Raw genomic sequence first — 19,981 nt, 5'->3', positions numbered from 1 at the left:
TTTCGATATTGAGAAACGATACTTTTGATTTCAGACGGCCTAAATGCCGATTGCTTCATTCTTATTCTGAAACCGCTTTTTCAGACGACCTTAAAAGGCCGTCTGAAAACTTCTGTTTAGTAGCGTTCCAAATCGATATCCAAGCCCAGTGAGCGAATCTCTTTAACCAATACGTTGAAGGATTCAGGCATACCGGCATCGATTTTGTGTTCGCCTTTGACGATGTTTTCGTACATTTTGGTACGGCCGTTCACGTCGTCAGACTTCACTGTCAGCATCTCTTGCAGCGTGTATGCCGCACCGTATGCTTCCAATGCCCAAACCTCCATCTCACCGAAACGTTGGCCACCGAACTGAGCTTTACCGCCCAAAGGCTGCTGGGTAACCAGACTGTATGGACCGGTAGAACGGGCGTGCATTTTTTCGTCAACCAAGTGGTGCAGTTTCAGATAGTGCATCACACCGACTGTAACCTTGCGGTCAAATGCTTCGCCTGAACGGCCGTCATACAACGTGATTTGAGTTTTACTGTCGTTGAAGCCCAGTTTCTCAACCTCAGGATCTTCGCTTGGGTAAGCCAAATTCAACATTTCGCGGATTTCAGACTCTTTCGCACCGTCGAATACAGGAGATGCGAAAGATGCACCTTTGCGCAGGTTAGAAGCCAATTCGATGATTTCTTCATCTGTCAGGCTGTCCAAATCTTCTTTCTTACCGCTGCCGTTGTAGAGTTTGTTCAAGAACTCACGCAGCTCGCTGGCTTTGCGTTGCTCTTTCAGCATACGGTCGATGCGTTCGCCGATACCTTTTGCCGCCCAACCCAAGTGAACTTCCAAAATTTGACCGATGTTCATACGGGAAGGTACGCCCAACGGGTTCAGTACGATGTCTACCGGACGGCCGTCAGCCATGTAAGGCATGTCTTCAACTGGCAGAATGCGTGATACCACACCTTTGTTACCGTGGCGACCCGCCATTTTGTCACCGGCTTGCAGACGGCGTTTGATGGCGATAAATACTTTCACCATTTTTTGTACGCCCGGTTGCAGCTCGTCGCCTTGGGTCAGTTTTTTCTTCTTGATCTCATACAACTCATCCGCTTCTTCGCGTTTTTGTTGCAGGCTCAATTTAATCAGTTCCAACTGTTTGGCCAAGTCTTCGTCAGCCAGACGGATATCAAACCAATCATGTTTGCTGGACAGGCTTGCCAAATATTCGGTAGTGATTTCGCTGCCTTTAGCCAGCTTCATCGGACCACCATTGGCTTTTTGGCCGACGATCATACGCTCGATACGGTCGAATGCGTCATTATCGAAAATACGCAATTGATCGCCCAAATCTTGACGGTAACGTTTCAATTCAGAATCAATAATGGATTGAGCACGTTTATCGCGTTGGATACCTTCACGAGTGAAGACTTGGACGTCGATAACGGTACCGCTCATGCCGGTAGGCATACGCAATGAAGTATCTTTTACGTCGGATGCTTTTTCGCCGAAGATGGCACGCAGCAGTTTTTCTTCAGGAGTCAGTTGGGTTTCACCTTTAGGTGTTACTTTACCTACCAAGACGTCACCGGCTTCTACTTCTGCACCGATATATACGATACCGGATTCATCCAAACGGTTTTGCATACGTTCGGACAAGTTCGGAATATCGCGGGTAATGTCTTCTGCACCCAATTTAGTGTCACGTGCAACAACGTTCAGCTCTTCAATGTGAATCGAAGTGTAACGATCGTCCGCTGCCACTTTTTCGGAAATCAGAATCGAGTCTTCGTAGTTGTAACCATTCCATGGCATGAAGGCGATGGTCATGTTTTGACCCAAAGCCAATTCACCCAAGTCGGTAGATGCACCATCGGCCACCAAGTCACCACGTTGCAACACATCACCTGCTTTTACGGCCGGACGTTGGTTGATGTTGGTAGATTGGTTGGAACGGGTGAATTTAACCAAGTTATAAATATCGACACCCACTTCACCTGCAGTCGCTTCATCGTCATGAACACGAACCACAACGCGGTTGGCATCTACATACTCAACCACACCACCACGGCGGGCAACGATTGCAGTTGCAGAGTCAACGGCAACAGAGCGCTCGATACCGGTACCAACCATCGGTTTTTCAGGGCGCAGGCAAGGTACAGCCTGACGTTGCATGTTGGCACCCATCAATGCACGGTTCGCGTCATCATGTTCCAAGAATGGAATCAGAGATGCTGCAACGGATACCACTTGACCGGTTGCCACGTCCATATATTGAACGCGGTCAGGCGTTGCCATAATGGTTTCGCCTTTTTCACGACAAGTAACCAAGTCACCAATCAAATTACCGTCTTTGTCCAAATCGGCATTTGCCTGTGCAATCACATAACGGCCTTCTTCGATAGCAGACAAATAGTCGATTTCTTCAGTTACTTTGCCATCGACAACACGGCGGTAAGGAGTTTCCAAGAAACCATAATCATTGGTACGCGCATAAACGGACAATGAGTTGATCAAACCAATGTTTGGACCTTCAGGTGTTTCAATAGGACATACACGGCCATAGTGGGTCGGATGTACGTCTCGCACCTCAAAGCCTGCACGTTCGCGAGTCAAACCGCCCGGGCCCAATGCAGATACACGGCGTTTATGGGTTACTTCAGACAATGGGTTGGTCTGATCCATAAATTGGCTCAATTGGCTAGAACCGAAGAATTCTTTAATCGCGGCAGAAACAGGTTTCGCATTGATCAAGTCATGCGGCATCAAGTTCTCAGATTCTGCTTGGTTTAAACGCTCTTTAACTGCACGTTCTACACGAGCCAAACCGCTGCGGAATTGGTTTTCAGTCAACTCACCCACAGAACGAACACGACGATTACCCAAGTGGTCAATATCGTCTACTTCGCCATGACCGTTACGCAGTTCAACCAATGTAGCAATGGAAGCAACAATGTCTTCAACGCTCAGAACGTAACCGCCTTTTTCAGCTGCTCCGGCCAAAGTTTCGTTCAACAAACGGCCATACCAAGAGTTTTGTTGTGCTTCAGACAGTTTTTGCTCGTATGTACGCGTATTAAATTTCATACGGCCTACGCGAGACAAATCATAGCTGTCTTCACTGAAGAACAAGCGGTTGAAGAGCTGCTCAACAGCTTCTTCGGTAGGCGGTTCGCCAGGACGCATCATGCGGTAAATCGCTACGCGTGCAGCTTGCTGATCAGCAGTTTCGTCTGTACGCAGAGTGCTGGAGATGTAACCGCCTTGATCCAATTCATTGATATAAAGGGTCGTAATTTCTTTTACGCCATGGATATCAAGTTTAGCCAACAGTTCTTCTGTAATTTCATCGTTAGCAGAAGCCAATACTTCGCCGGTTTCCGGATCAATCAGGTCAGCAGCCAATGCTTTGCCTATCAGGCTTTCTGGCTCTACATCCAGACGAGTCAAGCCTGCATTGGTAATATCACGGATATTTTTCGCAGTAATGCGTTTACCTTTGGCAACCAGTACATTGCCTTCTTTATCCAAGATATCAACTTTGGCAGTTTCACCTTTCAGACGGCCTGCAATCAGATCAGTTTGAACACCGTTTGAAGACAAATAGAAAGTTTCTTTGTCGTAGAAAATATCCAAAATTTGTTCATTGTTGTAGCCTAAAGCTTTCAACAAAATCGTAACCGGCATTTTACGACGGCGGTCGATACGGAAATACAGCAAATCTTTCGGATCAAATTCGAAATCCAACCATGAACCACGGTAAGGAATAATACGAGCAGAGAACAACAGCTTACCGGAAGAATGTGTTTTACCACGGTCATGCTCAAAAAACACGCCGGGAGAACGGTGCAGCTGGGAAACAATCACGCGCTCCGTACCATTGATAACAAAAGAGCCACTTGGCGTCATCAATGGTATTTCGCCCATATACACTTCGTTTTCACGAACTTCTTTTACAGTCGGCTTAGATGCTTCTTTATCCAAAATTACCAAACGGATACGGGCACGCAATGGAGCAGCATAAGTAATACCGCGCAATTGGCATTCAGGAATATCGAACAAAGGCTCGCCCAATGTGTAATGCACAAACTCCAAGCGCGCATAACCGTTATGGCTCACAATCGGGAAAATAGAATTAAATGCTGCTTGCAGACCATCATCAGTGCGTTGGTCAAAAGCATTTTCCAGCTGCAAAAATTTCGCATAAGAATCAATTTGGGTTGCCAGCAGGAAAGGAACATCTAAAACATTCTCTCGCTTTGCAAAACTCTTACGGATACGTTTTTTCTCGGTAAACGAATAGCTCATATACACTCCGAAAAGCAATTTTAAATAATAGGCCGTCTGAAAAACGGTATGCATCAATCTGATATTTACATTTATTTGCAATGATTTTATAAAGACCATGCAAATAAATGTAAACAATGGCTGATGTTTATTTTAAGAAGCAAAATAAGGCTGGCAGAAAACTGCCAGCCTTCATAGGAAGCATCAAATTATTTGATTTCGACTTTAGCGCCGGCTTCTTCCAGTTGTTTTTGGATGTCTTCAGCTTCAGCTTTAGAAACACCTTCTTTCAGAGTTTTAGGTGCACCGTCAACGATGTCTTTAGCTTCTTTCAGACCCAGACCAGTGATAGCGCGGACAACTTTAATCACGCCAACTTTTTGATCACCGGCAGAAGCCAATACTACGTCAAATTCAGTTTTTTCTTCAGCAGCAGCTGCACCAGCACCTGCAGGACCTGCAACTGCAACTGCAGCAGCAGAAACACCAAATTTTTCTTCAAAAGCTTTAACCAGGTCGTTCAATTCCATTACGGTCAAGGAACCAACGGCTTCCAAAATGTCTTCTTTAGTAATAGCCATGCTATTTATACTCCAAATATTGTATTAAAAAATAATTGATTAAATGAAACAAAATCGATTAAGCGGCTTCTTCGCCAGCTTTTTTCTCTGCCAAAGCAGCCAAACCACGCGCAAGGCCTGATACAGGAGCTTGCATAACGAACAACAGTTTGGACAACAGCTCTTCGCGACTTGGAATAGAAGCCAACTCCGCAACCTGAGCAGCATTCATTACTTCACCATTGTAAGAACCGGCTTTAACGACAATTTTGTCATCTTTTTTCGCGAATTGGTGCAGCACTTTAGCAGCAGCAACAGCATCTTCAGAAGCAGCGTAAACTAACGGACCAACCATTTGATCGGCCAAACCTGCGAATGAAGTACCCTCTACTGCGCGACGAGCCAGAGTATTTTTCAGAACGCGCAAGTAAACGCCTTCTTTACGTGCATTCGCACGAAGCTCAGTCATGCTGGAAACACTGATACCGCGATATTCAGCGACTACGAGAGTTTGAGCGTTAGCAATTGCTGCGCTAATTTCCTCTACGGCCACTTTCTTGGTTTCAATATTGAGACTCAAGGTCTACCTCCCACTGTTTATAAACAGGATACCGAAATGATATCCCACCAGCGCGGTAACCTAAAAAGACATCTTACAAGCAATCTTGCAATGTGTTTCAGGACTACCGTCTGCGTAGGGCAGTTACGATTAAATCTTACGATCCCTACGGTCTTGGACATCTACTTAATTTTAAGTAGCCCAAATTCAGATAATCCAGAAAACCGGATTACCTGAAAATTTCTTAGTTGTTCACGCTTGCAGTATCAACGCGAACACCCAAACCCATAGTGCTGGATACAGCAACTTTTTTCAGATACTGACCTTTAGCAGCAGCAGGTTTAGCTTTGACGATAGCATCCAACAACGCATTGAAGTTTTCTTTCAAGTCAGCTTCAGCGAAAGAAGCACGACCGATAGTTGCGTGAACGATACCGGCTTTATCTGTACGGTATTGTACTTGACCTGCTTTTGCATTTTTAACTGCTTCAGCAACGTTAGGAGTAACAGTACCTACTTTGGGGTTTGGCATCAGACCACGAGGACCCAAGATGGTACCCAACTGACCAACAATACGCATTGCATCAGGAGAAGCAATAACAACGTCAAAGTTCAGGTTACCAGCTTTGATTTCAGCTGCCAGATCCTCAAAACCGACAATATCTGCACCAGCTTCTTTAGCAGCATCTGCATTTGCACCTTGAGTAAATACAGCTACGCGAGTTGTTTTACCGGTACCTTTAGGCAGAACGACTGAACCACGAATAACTTGGTCAGATTTACGAGGGTCAACACCCAGGTTGAAAGACACGTCAACAGACTCGTCAAATTTAGCAGTAGCAGCTTTTTTAACCAAAGCAATTGCTTCGTCGATTGCGTACAGTTTGTTAGCTTCAACAGAAGAGCGCAGAGCTTTCAAGCGTTTAGATACTTTAGCCATTATACAACACCCTCCACATCCAAACCCATTGAACGAGCAGAGCCGGCAATAGTACGAACAGCAGCATCCAAGTCAGCAGCAGTCAAATCAGGCTCTTTAGTTTTAGCAATTTCTTCCAACTGAGCGCGGGTCAGTTTACCCACTTTGTTAGTCAGAGGATTAGAACTACCTTTTTGCAGACCGGCAGCTTTTTTCAACAAGATAGAAGCCGGCGGGGTTTTCATCACAAAAGTGAATGATTTATCCGCAAATGCAGTAATAACAACTGGAATTGGCAAACCAGGTTCCATACCTTGGGTTGCAGCATTAAATGCTTTACAGAATTCCATGATATTCAAACCACGTTGACCCAAAGCAGGACCAACTGGGGGAGATGGATTGGCTTTACCTGCAGGAATTTGCAGTTTAATGTAGCCGATAATTTTCTTTGCCACTTTTATAGGACTCCTAGAAACGGGTATAACGCGGAACCATTTCCGCTCCCCAAATTAATTTTTAATTTTATCGTTTTAATACTTATTTTTCAAGTATAAAATTAGTTAATCTTCTCAACTTGCCCAAACTCCAGCTCGACAGGTGTTTCACGACCAAATATCTGAACAGATACACGCAACTTGTTCCGCTCATAATTAACTTCATCAACAACACCATTAAAATCGGCAAACGGTCCCTCATTCACACGTATCTGCTGACCAACTTCAAATTCGATTTTTGGTTTGGGTTTCTCAGCACCAGTTTGAACCTGCTGCAAAATAATTTCAGCTTCTCTTTGGCTAATAGGCATGGGTTTATTAGCCGTTCCTCCGATAAATCCGGAAACACGAGGCGTACTCTTTACAAGATACCAAGAATCATCCGTCATTTCCATTTCCACCAACACATACCCCGGATATGACTTTCTTTCACTAATAGTCTTACGACCATTGCGAATATCAACAACTTTCTCTACAGGTACCAGAATTTGTCCGAAATAATCTCCCATCTCCTCACGGGCAATTCTCTCTTCCAATGTTCGTTGGACATTCTTCTCAAATCCTGAATACGCTTGTACAACATACCATTTTTTTGCCATTTTAACCTTCCCTTCTCAGCAACACATCAAAAAATAACCATGAGATTGCCGTATCTGCCGCATAGATAAATATAGAAAGCACAGCTACAAACACTATAACAAACATAGTCATTTTGACAGCATCTTCTCGCTTGGGCCAAACTACTTTTTTAAACTCTAACCAAGAGTTTGAGAAATATGCGAAGAGCCCTTCCCTACCAATATTGGATGAAGGCTCCTTATTCCCCTCGACCAACTGACCTACCTTGGCAGTCTTTTTCTCAGACGTATGTTCTGTCATATTATTTACCCACTACAGTATCTGACTTTTCTTGATCCATACAAATGGCAAGAGAATTTACCGAATTATAAATACAAAAAAATTAACCAGCACAAGGCCGGTTAATTTTTTTATTTGGCAGGCCAAGAGGGTCTCGAACCCCCAACCCTCGGTTTTGGAGACCGATACTCTACCAATTGAGCTATTGGCCTCTAAACTTAAGCGATTACAGAAGAAACCACGCCGGCACCTACGGTACGGCCACCTTCGCGAATCGCAAAGCGCAGACCTTCTTCCATAGCGATAGGCGCAATCAGTTCTACAGTAATGGTTACGTTCTCACCCGGCATTACCATTTCTACACCTTCTTCCAAAGTAACCGCGCCGGTTACGTCGGTAGTACGGAAGTAGAATTGTGGACGGTAGTTAGCGAAGAACGGAGTGTGACGACCACCCTCTTCTTTGCTCAGTACGTATACTTCTGCTTTGAACTTGGTGTGAGGAGTGATAGTACCCGGTTTAGCCAATACTTGACCACGCTCTACGTCTTCACGTTTAGTACCACGCAGCAATACACCTACGTTGTCACCAGCTTGACCTTCGTCCAGCAGTTTGCGGAACATTTCAACGCCGGTACAAGTGGTTTTTTGGGTTTCTTTCAGACCTACGATTTCGATCTCGTCACCAACGTGGATGATACCGCGCTCTACACGACCGGTTACTACTGTACCACGGCCAGAGATAGAGAATACATCTTCGATAGGCAACAAGAAAGGTTTGTCCACAGCACGCTCAGGTGTTGGGATGTAGCTGTCCAGAGCAGCAGCCAATTCGAAGATTTTTTCTTCGTAAGCAGCGTCGCCTTCCAAGGCTTTCAGTGCAGAACCTTGTACGATCGGGCAATCGTCACCTGGGAAGTCGTAGCTTGACAGCAAGTCACGGATTTCCATTTCAACCAGCTCCAACAGCTCGGCATCGTCAACCATGTCGCATTTGTTCATGAACACGATGATGTAAGGTACACCTACTTGGCGGGCCAACAGGATGTGTTCGCGAGTTTGCGGCATAGGACCGTCAGCTGCGGAACATACCAAGATCGCACCGTCCATTTGGGCAGCACCGGTAATCATGTTTTTAACGTAGTCGGCGTGACCCGGGCAGTCTACGTGTGCGTAGTGGCGGGTTTCGGTTTCGTATTCTACGTGTGAGGTATTAATGGTAATACCGCGGGCTTTTTCTTCGGGAGCGTTGTCGATTTGGTCGTAAGCTTTTGCAGCACCACCGAATTTTTTAGCCAAAATAGTAGTCAAAGCAGCAGTCAGAGTGGTTTTACCATGGTCAACGTGACCGATGGTGCCAACGTTTACGTGCGGTTTGCTACGTTCAAATTTTTCCTTAGCCATGGCAATTTCCTATATCTAAGCTTTAAAGAAATGAATAATTGAGTAAGATGGTGCCCATGGGCAGATTTGAACTGCCGACCTCTCCCTTACCAAGGGAGTGCTCTACCCCTGAGCTACATGGGCTTAATTGTTTGGAGCGGGTGAAGGGAATCGAACCCTCACCGTAAGCTTGGAAGGCTTCTGCTCTACCATTGAGCTACACCCGCATTACTCGCTACTGCCCCAAGTAAGAATTTTGGTGGAGGGAGAAGGATTCGAACCTTCGAAGCTTTCGCAACAGATTTACAGTCTGCCCCCTTTGACCGCTCGGGAATCCCTCCAAAAGAGAGCGCTAGTTTATTAGCGGCTCGTTTCCCCGTCAAGTTTTTTTTTCACTTTATCTTAAAACAAAAATAATATTATGTTTTTAAAAGTAATTAATTTATTTAAACTGAATTATCTTCTCGTATTTCGCCATCAGTTCATCATGGGTTTCAGGGTGTTCTTCGTCAATCAAGATGCAATCAACCGGACAAACCTGCTGACACTGCGGCTCATCGTAGTGTCCGACGCACTGCGTACAGAGGCTGGGGTTGATTTCGTAAATTTCCTCACCTTGAGAGATTGCATCATTCGGGCATTCCGGTTCGCACACGTCGCAGTTGATGCACTCATCGGTAATAAAGAGCGACATTTCTTTTCCTTTTCCACTAAATTATCAAAACCGTTCGGGCGCGGATTATAGCACAAAGCTTTTTTAAACCATGCTGACGCAAACGAATGTTTACAAACCAAAAATGATAATCAAGCACATATTATTCAGCCACTTGGAAAACCCTTAATTCGAATGTACTCTGCCCTGATTTCCCCTCTCTATATCCCGTCAGCCAAGCAGGCTTGTCCGGCTGCCTGCCTGCCTCGATATAGACGTATGCACCGTCATTCAGGCGTGCGCCCAATGCATTGAAAAGGCTTTCCCAACTTTGCCACGCAAACGGCGGATCAAGGAAGACGACATCGAATTTCTCTTTTAGGTTTGTCAAATAGGCAATGCCGTCCGAACAAACGATTTGCACCTGCCCCAAACGCAGTTCGCGGCTGTTTTTCTCAAGGGTTTGTACCGTTTGACGGTTGTTGTCTGCAATCACGACCCGTTTTGCATTACGCGATGCCGCCTCCATACCGAGCGCGCCGCTGCCTCCGAAGAGATCCAAAACCGTTTTACCCGTCAAATCCTGACCTAGCCAGTTAAACAGTTTTTCACGCACGCTGTCAGGCGTCGGGCGCAGACCGTCGGCGGATGCAAAACTCAATTTCCTGCCCCGACATTGCCCGCCGATAATGCGTACCTGGTTGCTGTGTTTGGTATGTTTGCCTGCCGCCATAATCAAAAACCTGTAAGTTCAAACGGTATTATACAAGACCTGTCAAAGAAAATGCCGTCTGAAAACTTTTTTCAGACGGCATTTTCTTTCATATCAATCCCAACCGCTTCACTCTTTCGGTGCAGGCGGTTCAATCTGTTCTTTCCAGCCACATTCTTTTTGCGGACAGACTTTTTCCACACCCCAGCGTTTGGTGGTTTTGATGGTTAAAACCGGCCAATGGCAGTTCGGGCATTCTTCGGCGACGGGAGGGTTCCAGGTGGCGTAGTTGCAGTCGGGATAGGTGCTGCAACTGTAAAACAGTTTGCCGTAGCGGGATTTGCGCTCGACGAGGTTGCCTTTTTTGCATTGCGGGCATTGGACGCCGGTGTCTTTAGGTTTTTCCAACGGCTCGACGTGTTTGCATTTGGGGTAGTTGGCGCAGCCGATGAATTTGCTGCCGGTGCGGCTGTATTTGTACACCAGCCGTCCGCCGCATTTGGGGCACTCGCGCCCGTCAAGTTCCACCTGTTCAGCTTCGGCTTTGGCGATGCGCTCGGCGGCTTCTTCGGCAGTTTCGTTCACGTTGCGGGTGTAGCTACACTCGGGATAACCAGCACACGCGACGAAACGACCCATTTTGCCGAACTTGATTTGCAGTTTGTGTTCGCCGCATTTCGGGCAGGTTTCGTCAAGTTCCTGCGTGGTAAATTTGGCGCGTTCGATACCCTCTTTTTCTTCCACTTGCTTGATAAACGGCTTCCAGAATTTATCCATCACGGGAATCCATTGACGTTTGCCGTTGGCAATTTCGTCAAGCTGGTCTTCGAGTTTGGCGGTGAAGTGGTAATCAACATATTGGGCGAAGTGTTCGGTCAGGAATTTATTGACGATGTCGCCTGTGTCGGTGGGCATGAAGCGTTTTTGCTCAAGGGTAACGTATTCGCGGTCTTTGAGCGTGGAAATAATGCTGGCGTAGGTCGAGGGGCGGCCAATGCCGTATTCTTCGAGGGCTTTAACCAGTGTGGCTTCGTTATAGCGTGGCGGCGGAGTGGTAAAGTGTTGTTCGCCGTAGAGTTTGTCCACGGGCAATTTGTCGCCTTCGCTCATTTCAGGCAGTTTTTTGCCGTCTTCGCTCTCTTCGTCGTCGCTGCTTTCTTCATACACGCTTAAAAAGCCTGCGAAGGTTTGCACTTGTCCGGTTACGCGGAACACACCTTTACCGACGGTAATATCGACGGTGGTTTGGTCGAATTTGGCGGGCGTCATCTGACAGGCAACGGTACGCTGCCAAATCATTTGATAGAGTTTGAACTGGTCTGCGCTCAGGAAAGGTTTGACGCTTTCAGGCGTACGGTACACGGAAGTCGGGCGGATCGCTTCGTGGGCTTCTTGGGCGTTTTTGGATTTGGTTTTGTACTGCTTAGCCGAACTTGGCAGATATTCTTTGCCGATTTTGTTTTCGATGTAATGGCGGATTTCGGTTAATGCTTCATCAGCCAAATTCACGCTGTCGGTACGCATATAGGTAATCAGACCGATGGCGCCCTGCCCTACATCTATACCTTCGTAAAGCTGTTGGGCGGTACGCATGGTGCGGTCGGTGGTGAAGCCGAGTTTGCGCACGGCATCCTGCTGCATGGTAGAAGTGGTGAACGGCGCGGCAGGATTGCGGCTGCGCTTTTTCTTTTCAATGGCGCTAACGACGGCCTCTTTGCCTTCAAGTTCTTTCAATATATCGGCTTGAGCGGCTTCGTTCGGCAGGTCGAATTGTTCGAGTTTCGCGCCGTTGTATTGGGCAAGTTTGGCGGTGAACTTGCTGCGGCCTTTGTGGCTGTCGAGATGTACCGTCCAATATTCCTGCGCTTCAAACGCGCGGATTTCGTTTTCGCGCTCACAAATCAGGCGCAAAGCAGGGCTTTGCACACGGCCTGCGCTCAAACCGCGGCGGATTTTTTTCCATAACAACGGCGAGAGGTTGAAACCGACCAGATAGTCCAAAGCGCGGCGGGCTTGTTGCGCATCGACCAAATCCATTTCGATTTCGCGCGGGTTGGCGACGGCATCGAGGACGGCGTTTTTGGTGATTTCGTGGAACACGACACGCTGCGGCTTGATGTTTTTCAGGCCGCGTTTGGATTTGAGGATTTCCAAAAGGTGCCAGGAAATCGCTTCGCCTTCCCTATCCGGGTCGGTTGCGAGGTAGATGTTTTCAGCTTCTTTGGCTCCGGCAACGATGGCATCGACGTGTTTGGCGTTGCGCTTGATCAGCTCGTATTTCATGGCGAAATCCTGATCCGGATTGACCGCGCCGCTTTTGGGAACAAGGTCGCGGACATGTCCGTAGGACGCGAGGATTTCAAAATCGCCGCCCAAATATTTTTTCAGGGTTTTGGCTTTGGATGGGGATTCGACGATTAATAGGTTTTTCGCCATGTGTTTCCTCTGGTAATAAATGTCTCGGTTCCGGTATTTCAGACGGCAGGTTAGCAGGATAATGCCGTCTGAACCTGTTTCAGTTCATAGTAGGTTTGTTATCGAGCAAGAGTGCGCTCATCAGCTCGTCGCCGACCAACACGGGCAGCTCGCTCTTGTTTGCCCATAAAAGCAGTAGGGTCAGCACTTTGGCGGTATCTACGGTAATTTCGTCGCCCGGAATGTGCATGAGCGCGTGAATGATGATTTCCCGCTGTTCGCAGCTTACGGCTTTTTCTTCAATCAGATACTGCATCAGCCCCATCACTTCCTGCGGCAGATTGTCGGTTTCGTCTTTGCTGTACACGCGTAATGCGCTGCTGTCGGCAGGTTCGACTGAAAATTCCGAGCTGTTGAGCAGTACTTCCATCATCATCAAGGTGTTGCCGATTTCCATGGTATCGAAACCCGCTTCTTCGAGCAGCAGACCCAAATCTTCGGGCGGCGGACAGGTATCGAAATCTTGGAAATGTTCGATGAGATAGGCAATGACTTCGGTCATTCATGTTCCTTAAATTATGCGTTCAGGTTCGGATACGCTGGTATCTTCCGCCAGGCATGGCGGCAATGCTGCCGTCCAGTTCCAATTCCAACAGTTCGGCGTATAAGTCTGCGGCAGGCATACCCAACTGCTCGGCAAGCACATCGGGATGAACCGGGTCGAAACCCATCCTGTCCAAGATACCGCCGCCGACGGGTCGGTTCTCCGTCTTTTCAGACGGCATTTTGCCTTCAGACGAAAACGGCGGGTCAGATGCCGTCTGAACGGCAGTGATGCACTTTTCAGGTATTCCCTTATTTATAGAATATGATGAAGCACCCTCATTTTGCAAGAGCCGCGGACACTCGTGAAGGATGTCGTCCAGGCATTCCACCAATTTTGCGCCGTCTTTAATCAGTTTGTGGCAGCCTTTACTGTGTGGATTGTCTATCGAGCCGGGTACCGCCATCACTTCGCGCCCCATCTCCGCTGCCAATCTGGCAGTAATCAGCGAACCGGATTCCAATGCGGCTTCAACCACCAGCGTTACTTGCGACAGTGCGGCAATCAGGCGGTTGCGGCGCGGAAAATTGCCGGCATACGGCCGCGTACCGATGGGAAACTCGCTGACAATCAGTCCTTTTTCGGCGATTTCATAGGCAAGGTTTTTATTGGACGGCGGGTAAATGCGGTCTATACCTGTCCCCCACACGGCGATGGTGCCGCCTTCTGCCTCCAGTGCGCCCTGATGGGCGGCAGTATCGATACCGGAAGCCATACCTGACACAACGGGGATATTTTGCCCGCCCAACGACTTGCCGAAATCTTTGGCAATTCGCATTGCCTGCGGCGTGGCATGACGGCTGCCGACGATAGCGGCGGAAGGTTTGTGCAGCAGTTGCACGTTGCCGCGCAAAAACAAAACCGGCGGCGCGGTTATACCCTGAGTCAGCATTTCAGGAAAGTCATCATCCCGCAGAAGCATCAGACGGCATCCGTCCCTCATTTCCCATTCCAATGCCGCTTCGGCGGCCTGCCGTGCCACAGTACGTTTGTCGCCGCCGCGCCAAGCCTCAAGCGCCTGTTTGTGCCGTATCAGTGCCGCCACCTGTTCCGCCGGTGCGGACAGGGCATTTTGCGCACTGTCGAAATGGTGCAGCAGCAGCAAGAAACTTTCCGCACCGATATAGGGCGTAAAAGCCAGCTGCAACCATGCGAAACGTTCGTTCTCTGTCATGAAATCTGTCCCCTTATGATTTCAGACGGCATTTGCTCCAAATGCCGTCTGAAAACGGAAGCCCTGCAATCTGAAAACCGGCGGTTTGCACCTATTCTTCGGTTTTTTCACCCGCACGGCGGGAAATACCGATGCCGAGCTGCTTGAGCTTGCGGTAGAGGTGGGTACGCTCCAACCCGACCTTCTGCGCCACTTTGCTCATATTTTGACCTTCTTGGGCAATGTGGTACTCGAAATAACGCCGCTCCAATTCTTCCCTCAATTCGCGCAGCGGCAGGTTGAAATTGAACCCGCCCACCATATTTTCCGTGCCGTCCTCATGCACGCCCTGACCTAAAAGGGAAGAAACCGCCACCGCACCGATTTCCTGCCCGTCCGCCTCCAACAACAGCGTTGCAACGACACTGCTCAACTGGTCGAAATTTCCTGGCCATTCATAACGGGTCAATGCGGCAAGCGCATCTTCACTGAATGAGGCGGGCGCAATCTTTTGGCTTTCCGCCACATTGCAGGCAATCCCCTGTATCAGGAAGGGAATGTCTTCATGCTGCATACGCAGGGGCGGAATACGGACGACCGATTCCGAAAAAAGCCCGGCCGATTTTTCTTCACATGAAATGCCGTCTGAACCTGCCGCGTGACTGCACGAAGCAATCACCCTGACGCGGCTGTGTTCCGCCTTGCCGACAATAAAGGCAATGCCGGCTTGGATGTTGCGGCTGTACTGGGCAATATCGCCCACATATAAAACACCGCCTTCAGCTTTCTGCAACAGTTCCGTCGGCATATCAATCAGATATTCGACCCTTGCCGGACTCACCCACGGCGTACCGTTTTTATGGAAATAGCGTGCCACCGTTTCAAACGGCGAACCCACCTCGCCCGTCAAAAGTACAGGAGAGGCACGTTTCACCGCCGCCCCTACCTCACGGTTCATTTCCTGAATCGCCGCACTGTTGCCCAGCTTGTCGAATACAGGCCCCGTTTCGGTTTGCGCCGCACCGTACTTCAACGCGTTTTCGACCGTGGACAGCAGCTTTTGCAGGGAAATCGGTTTTTCCAAAAAGTCGAGCGCACCGATTTTAGTGGCTTCCACTGCTGTGTCGATGCTGGCATGCCCGCTCATCATGACGACCGGCATATTAAGCTGCCCGTTTTTCGACCATTCCTTCAAAAGGGTAATACCGTCGCAATCCGGCATCCAAATATCCAGCAGCACCATCGCCGGGCGTACCTGATGGCGCAGCTTGCGCGCCTCTTCGGCATTTTCAGCCAATGCGACCGAATAACCTTCGTCCTGCAGGATTTCCGACAGCAGGTCACGGATGCCGATTTCGTCATCTACAATTAAAATATCGCTGCTACGCATAAATTTATACCGTTTTTGGCAAGATTATTCTGACACACGCGCCACCCGCATCCTGATTGCTCAAACTGATGCGGCCGCCGTGTTCTTCAATGATTTTTTTCACTACGGGCAGACCCAGTCCCGTTCCCGTCGGCTTATCCGTCACATACGGCTCAAAAGCATTGTGCAGCATTTCCTTGCCGAATCCCTTGCCGTTGTCGCAAACCGTCAGGACAATCTGTCCGTCCCTCCCCGCCTCCGATTTTACCCTGACTTCGGGCATATCGGCTTCCTCTGCCGCTTCGGCGGCATTTTTGAAAATATTGTGCAGCACCTGCCGCATGGCGGTCGTATCAGCCGCCACCATCAGCGGTTCTTCAGCAAGCTCCGCCGCAAACCGGCACGGACCGGCTTCATACAACGCCAAAACATCGCCGACCAATACGTTCAAATCCTGTTTTTCCAATTTGAGCGAAGGGGAACGCGCATAATTGCGGAATGCTTCGACCATTTCCTTCAATGCCGCCACCTGTTTGACGATGGTTTCGGTCGAACGTGCCAGAATTTGCGCATCCTGCTCATCCAGTTTCCCGTCCAATTTCCACGCCAGACGTTCGGCAGAAAGCTGGATGGGCGTGAGCGGATTGCGAATTTCGTGTGCCAGCCGTTTGGCCACTTCGCCCCACGCCGCTTCTTTTTGCGCGTGTATCAATACGGTGATGTCGTCTATGACCATGACCACACCGTTGTCGTTGTCTTCAGGCAGGACCGTTGCCTTACCCAGCAGGATTTTGGCATCGTCCGGAGCGGCATATTCCACCTGAACCGGTTTGTCCGTACCCGCTGTCGCATCGATGGCATCAAACACTTCGGCAAGCAGGGTATGCTGCACCGAAACGCCGTGCCAACCGTGCCGGTTGCTGCCCCACAGCGGCACGAGCGACATACCCAAGATATGTTCCGCAGCTTTGTTGAAGGTTTTCAGACGGCCTGTTTCGTCAAATACCACCACACCCGTGGTCAGGCTCTCCAACACACATTCGAGATAATGCCTGGCGGCTTCTTCGCGCTTCCTGTTGCGCTCGTCCGCTTTCTTGGCAATGGAAAGCTGCTCGGTCATATGGTTGAACAACTTGCTCAAACGCCCGAACTCATCGTTGCGCAGTACAGGGCGCATCTGGCTGAAATCGCCCTGTGCGACCGCCTTCGCCCCTTCGGCAAGCGACAAGATGGGCTCGACGAAACGACGGGCAAAATACAGTGCCATCACCAAGGCAAGGAAAATCGACAGCAGCGAGGCGGCAAGCAGCGTCGCCAGAAAGAAGGTCTGCAAACCCTTTTTGCTGTAACTCAACTCAGCATATTTTGCCCTTGCCTTTTCGATTAAGACGGCATCCTCTGCCACGCCTTTGGGAATGGGCTGACGGAAAAACAGCGCATAATCTCGTCCGTTGTATGTACCCGCCAGCAGCCAGCCCTGCGCGTACAATACGCCACCTATACTTTCCAAGCTCCTGACCGAACCGGCCTGTTGGATTTTCTCCCAATGTTCCTTATCCGGAAACGGCTGGTCAAGCTTATGCGGATTGATGCTTTTTTCGATTTTACCGCTTGCCGCATTGTAAAGGGACAACTGCGTAAACCCGCCGGCATAATGTTCCAGCACCCTACCCATATTGCCGGATAGGGAGGCAGTGCTGATGAGGTCTATCTGGACGGGGACGGCATTGCTGAGGGCATTGTCTGCCGCCAGATTCAATGCGGACTTGCTCAAATTGAGGCTGCGTTCAAGCGCCTCGTAAGTGTCGTTACCGAACCATGAATTAATCGTCCCGTTGATAAACTGTGCGGAAATGCCGAATAGGAACACGCCGGGCAATACGGCAACCATCGTGAACATTCCGGAAAGGCGTTTGGCAATCTGCGAACCGAATACGCCGTTGCGCCTGTCTTTCAACAGCAATATGACATAACGTGCCAAAACGGCGGACAACACCAGCAGCAGCATTGCGCTGAACGAGACAATCCACCAGAAATAATCCGCCAGCGAACTGGTGCTGCCGGTTGCCGTCGTCAGTCCGTACAACAGGACGACGGCGCATATGGCTGCTATCAGTAGAAAACGGCGCATTATTTGTTCCCGATAATGTTTAAAGGTTTCCAACCCGAATCCAAATGCCAGTTTTTAGAAGTCAATGCATTGATTTGGAAAGGTTTCGGCAGTTTTGAAGTAGACAACAGCAGACGGATTTCGGCCTTGGTTTCCCTTGCCTCCGTACCGGAAAGCGTGCCTTTATGCAGGACTTTCCAGTTGGCAACCGCACCGATGGCGCGCAATGCCGCATCCAAGGTATCGTAGTCGGTAGAAAATGCACCGACGGTAACACGGTAACGGTTGGTCAACGGATGGAAGGTCAGTTTGTAATAGATATTGCTGTCGTCGCCGATTAATTGGTCGAATTTAAACCGGTATGAGGCAACAGTAGGCGCGGAAAGCTGCCAGCCCAAGGTGAAATTAAGCGGCACGCCCCGGCGCAACGCCTGTTTGAGCTGGTCTGGCAGCTCGGTTTGGAAACGGCTGCTGACTGAGAGCTGCCCGCCGTCGGTTATCCTCGCTTCGGCACGGCTCACATCTATCCCCTCCGCCGCCACATTCTGAAAGGCGGGGAGCATCAGCGGCACAATCAGCCATTTACTGCTTTTGAATAAGCGCGTAATAAAAGCCATCTTGGTGTTTGTTCGGTAAGAGTACCCGCGATTCGATCAGTTCTGCATCGGCATGGCGGTTGAGGAATTTTTGCAATTGTCCGTCGTTTTCCTCGACGAACACGGAACAGGTGGCGATCAACATCCTTCCCCCGCTTTTCAGCACCTGCCACAATGCGTCCAGCAGGGCTTCCTGCTGACGGGCGGTTTTCATGCCGTCGGTCGGTCGGCGCAGCCATTTGACGTCGGGATTGCGCCGCGCCACGCCCGAGGCGGTACACGGCACGTCGGCAAGGACGGCGTCAAACGGTTTCCCATCATACCATGCCGGCAGGTCCTGTGCATCGGCACACGCCGTCGATGCCGTCTGAAAGCCCAGGCGCGCGATATTGTCTTCCACCCGTTTCAGACGGCCTGCATCAATATCCAAGGCGGTAACACGGCAATCCGCCAATTCCAAAATGTGCCCCGTCTTGCCACCCGGCGCGGCGCAGGCATCCAAAATCCGTTCGCCGTCTTTCGGGTTAAGAAGATACGCCGCCTGCTGCGCGCCGAAGTCCTGTACCGAAACAATGCCGTCTGAAAAACCGGGCAGGCGGTTCACCGGCACTGCCTCTTCCAACGTAACCGCATATTCGTCCAAGTCCTTAGCCGCGATACCTTCCGCAGCCAGTTTTTCCAAATAGCTTTCGGCATTGCCGTGTCGGCGGTTGACGCGCAAAGTCATCGGCGGATGGGATTGCAGCGCGGCGGTGATGTTGTGCCAGTGTTTCGGATAATGGTTTTTCAAGTAAGCCACCCACCACAGCGGCAGGTTGTGTTTCGCCACATCATCTTTTTTGCAGGAAGCCGCAAGCTTGTCGCGTTCGCGCAAAAAGCGGCGCAAAATCGCGTTGGCAAACGAACGGTACTGCCCGTGCCCGATTTTCGCGATGCTTTCCACCGCCTCATTGACCACGGCATGGGGCGCGTTGCGCGTGCAATGCAGCTGGTACAACGCCGCCAAAAGCAGGCTTTCGAGCTGCGGATTGTCAATCGGTTTTTTCAGCATCTGCGCGAGCATATGTTTCAAACTGCCCAGATAACGCTGGCAACCGTAGGCGATGTCCTGCAATGCGCCGCTTTCCTGTGCCGTAAGGTTGGGGTGCGCGGTGCGGATTTGCGCCAACACGTCCTGAAGGTTACGTCCTTCGGCAACTGCGGCAATGCTGTCGGCGGCCAGTTTTTGGGCAAGTGCCATACTCATATTATGTGATTCGCTTTCTTCAACTGATGGTTTCCGGACGGTATTCCCGTTTGCGGTTCAAGATGCCGTCTGAAGGAA

17 protein-coding genes and 4 tRNA genes are annotated in these 19,981 nt (G+C 49.5%); all 21 read right to left on the bottom strand.

Annotated elements, in window-relative coordinates; all coding sequences use genetic code 11:
* Positions 1-116 precede the first annotated feature (116 nt).
* Positions 117-4,295, bottom strand: coding sequence for a DNA-directed RNA polymerase subunit beta (rpoB, locus tag DQM57_RS08685; RefSeq protein WP_107960880.1), 4,179 nt, complete (start codon positions 4,293-4,295; stop codon positions 117-119).
* A 188-nt stretch (positions 4,296-4,483) separates the two neighbouring features.
* On the bottom strand, positions 4,484-4,855 hold the full coding sequence (gene rplL / locus DQM57_RS08680; protein WP_003677916.1) for a 50S ribosomal protein L7/L12: 372 nt from the start codon (positions 4,853-4,855) through the stop codon (positions 4,484-4,486).
* A gap of 58 nt (positions 4,856-4,913) precedes the next feature.
* On the bottom strand, positions 4,914-5,414 hold the full coding sequence (gene rplJ, locus DQM57_RS08675; RefSeq protein ID WP_003677917.1) for a 50S ribosomal protein L10: 501 nt from the start codon (positions 5,412-5,414) through the stop codon (positions 4,914-4,916).
* 223 nt (positions 5,415-5,637) lie between these two features.
* Positions 5,638-6,333, bottom strand: a complete 696-nt coding sequence (gene rplA, locus DQM57_RS08665) for a 50S ribosomal protein L1 (RefSeq protein WP_003677918.1) — start codon at positions 6,331-6,333, stop codon at positions 5,638-5,640.
* On the bottom strand, positions 6,333-6,767 hold the full coding sequence (gene rplK, locus DQM57_RS08660; protein ID WP_002220151.1) for a 50S ribosomal protein L11: 435 nt from the start codon (positions 6,765-6,767) through the stop codon (positions 6,333-6,335). The genes rplA and rplK overlap by 1 nt, the downstream gene beginning before the upstream one ends.
* 101 nt (positions 6,768-6,868) lie before the next feature.
* Positions 6,869-7,405: a transcription termination/antitermination protein NusG gene (nusG, locus tag DQM57_RS08655; RefSeq protein WP_003677920.1), complete on the bottom strand. Its 537-nt coding sequence runs from the start codon at positions 7,403-7,405 to the stop codon at positions 6,869-6,871.
* Between the two features lies 1 nt (position 7,406).
* Positions 7,407-7,685 carry a preprotein translocase subunit SecE gene (gene secE / locus DQM57_RS08650; protein ID WP_003677922.1) on the bottom strand — a complete coding sequence of 93 codons (279 nt, stop codon included), beginning with the start codon at positions 7,683-7,685 and terminating at the stop codon, positions 7,407-7,409.
* Between the two features lie 115 nt (positions 7,686-7,800).
* Positions 7,801-7,876 (bottom strand) — tRNA-Trp (locus DQM57_RS08645).
* Positions 7,877-7,882: 6 nt separating this feature from the next.
* Entirely contained in the window at positions 7,883-9,067 is a 1,185-nt protein-coding gene (tuf, locus tag DQM57_RS08640) for an elongation factor Tu (protein ID WP_002215366.1), read from the bottom strand.
* Between the two features lie 48 nt (positions 9,068-9,115).
* A tRNA-Thr gene (locus DQM57_RS08635) sits at positions 9,116-9,190 on the bottom strand.
* Between the two features lie 9 nt (positions 9,191-9,199).
* Positions 9,200-9,273 (bottom strand) — tRNA-Gly (locus DQM57_RS08630).
* 30 nt (positions 9,274-9,303) lie between these two features.
* Positions 9,304-9,387, bottom strand: a tRNA-Tyr gene (locus tag DQM57_RS08625).
* Between the two features lie 101 nt (positions 9,388-9,488).
* Positions 9,489-9,740 carry a YfhL family 4Fe-4S dicluster ferredoxin gene (locus DQM57_RS08620; protein WP_003677924.1) on the bottom strand — a complete coding sequence of 84 codons (252 nt, stop codon included), beginning with the start codon at positions 9,738-9,740 and terminating at the stop codon, positions 9,489-9,491.
* 121 nt (positions 9,741-9,861) lie between these two features.
* Positions 9,862-10,431 (bottom strand): 16S rRNA (guanine(966)-N(2))-methyltransferase RsmD, encoded by a 570-nt coding sequence (gene rsmD / locus DQM57_RS08615; protein WP_107996484.1) that lies wholly within the window; start codon positions 10,429-10,431, stop codon positions 9,862-9,864.
* Positions 10,432-10,539: 108 nt separating this feature from the next.
* Complete coding sequence (topA, locus tag DQM57_RS08610; RefSeq protein WP_111727534.1) at positions 10,540-12,846, bottom strand: type I DNA topoisomerase; 2,307 nt, start codon at positions 12,844-12,846, stop codon at positions 10,540-10,542.
* A gap of 79 nt (positions 12,847-12,925) precedes the next feature.
* Entirely contained in the window at positions 12,926-13,387 is a 462-nt protein-coding gene (locus tag DQM57_RS08605; RefSeq protein ID WP_108044376.1) for a Smg family protein, read from the bottom strand.
* 22 nt (positions 13,388-13,409) lie between these two features.
* On the bottom strand, positions 13,410-14,603 hold the full coding sequence (gene dprA / locus DQM57_RS08600; protein ID WP_111727533.1) for a DNA-processing protein DprA: 1,194 nt from the start codon (positions 14,601-14,603) through the stop codon (positions 13,410-13,412).
* Positions 14,604-14,694: 91 nt separating this feature from the next.
* On the bottom strand, positions 14,695-15,972 hold the full coding sequence (locus tag DQM57_RS08595) for a sigma-54-dependent transcriptional regulator (protein ID WP_111727532.1): 1,278 nt from the start codon (positions 15,970-15,972) through the stop codon (positions 14,695-14,697).
* Positions 15,973-15,976: 4 nt separating this feature from the next.
* Positions 15,977-18,082 (bottom strand): sensor histidine kinase, encoded by a 2,106-nt coding sequence (locus tag DQM57_RS08590; RefSeq protein ID WP_111727531.1) that lies wholly within the window; start codon positions 18,080-18,082, stop codon positions 15,977-15,979.
* Positions 18,082-18,678: a DUF4390 domain-containing protein gene (locus DQM57_RS08585; protein ID WP_003677947.1), complete on the bottom strand. Its 597-nt coding sequence runs from the start codon at positions 18,676-18,678 to the stop codon at positions 18,082-18,084. Before DQM57_RS08585 ends, DQM57_RS08590 begins: the two co-directional genes overlap by 1 nt.
* On the bottom strand, positions 18,644-19,903 hold the full coding sequence (rsmB, locus tag DQM57_RS08580) for a 16S rRNA (cytosine(967)-C(5))-methyltransferase RsmB (RefSeq protein WP_111727530.1): 1,260 nt from the start codon (positions 19,901-19,903) through the stop codon (positions 18,644-18,646). The genes DQM57_RS08585 and rsmB overlap by 35 nt, the downstream gene beginning before the upstream one ends.
* Positions 19,904-19,981: the final 78 nt, after the last annotated feature.

This window comes from Neisseria cinerea (assembly GCF_900475315.1).
Taxonomy (GTDB): Bacteria; Pseudomonadota; Gammaproteobacteria; order Burkholderiales; family Neisseriaceae; genus Neisseria; species Neisseria cinerea.
The sequence above is the reverse complement of the archived record's forward strand: the minus strand, read 5'-3'. Positions and strand labels throughout refer to the sequence as shown.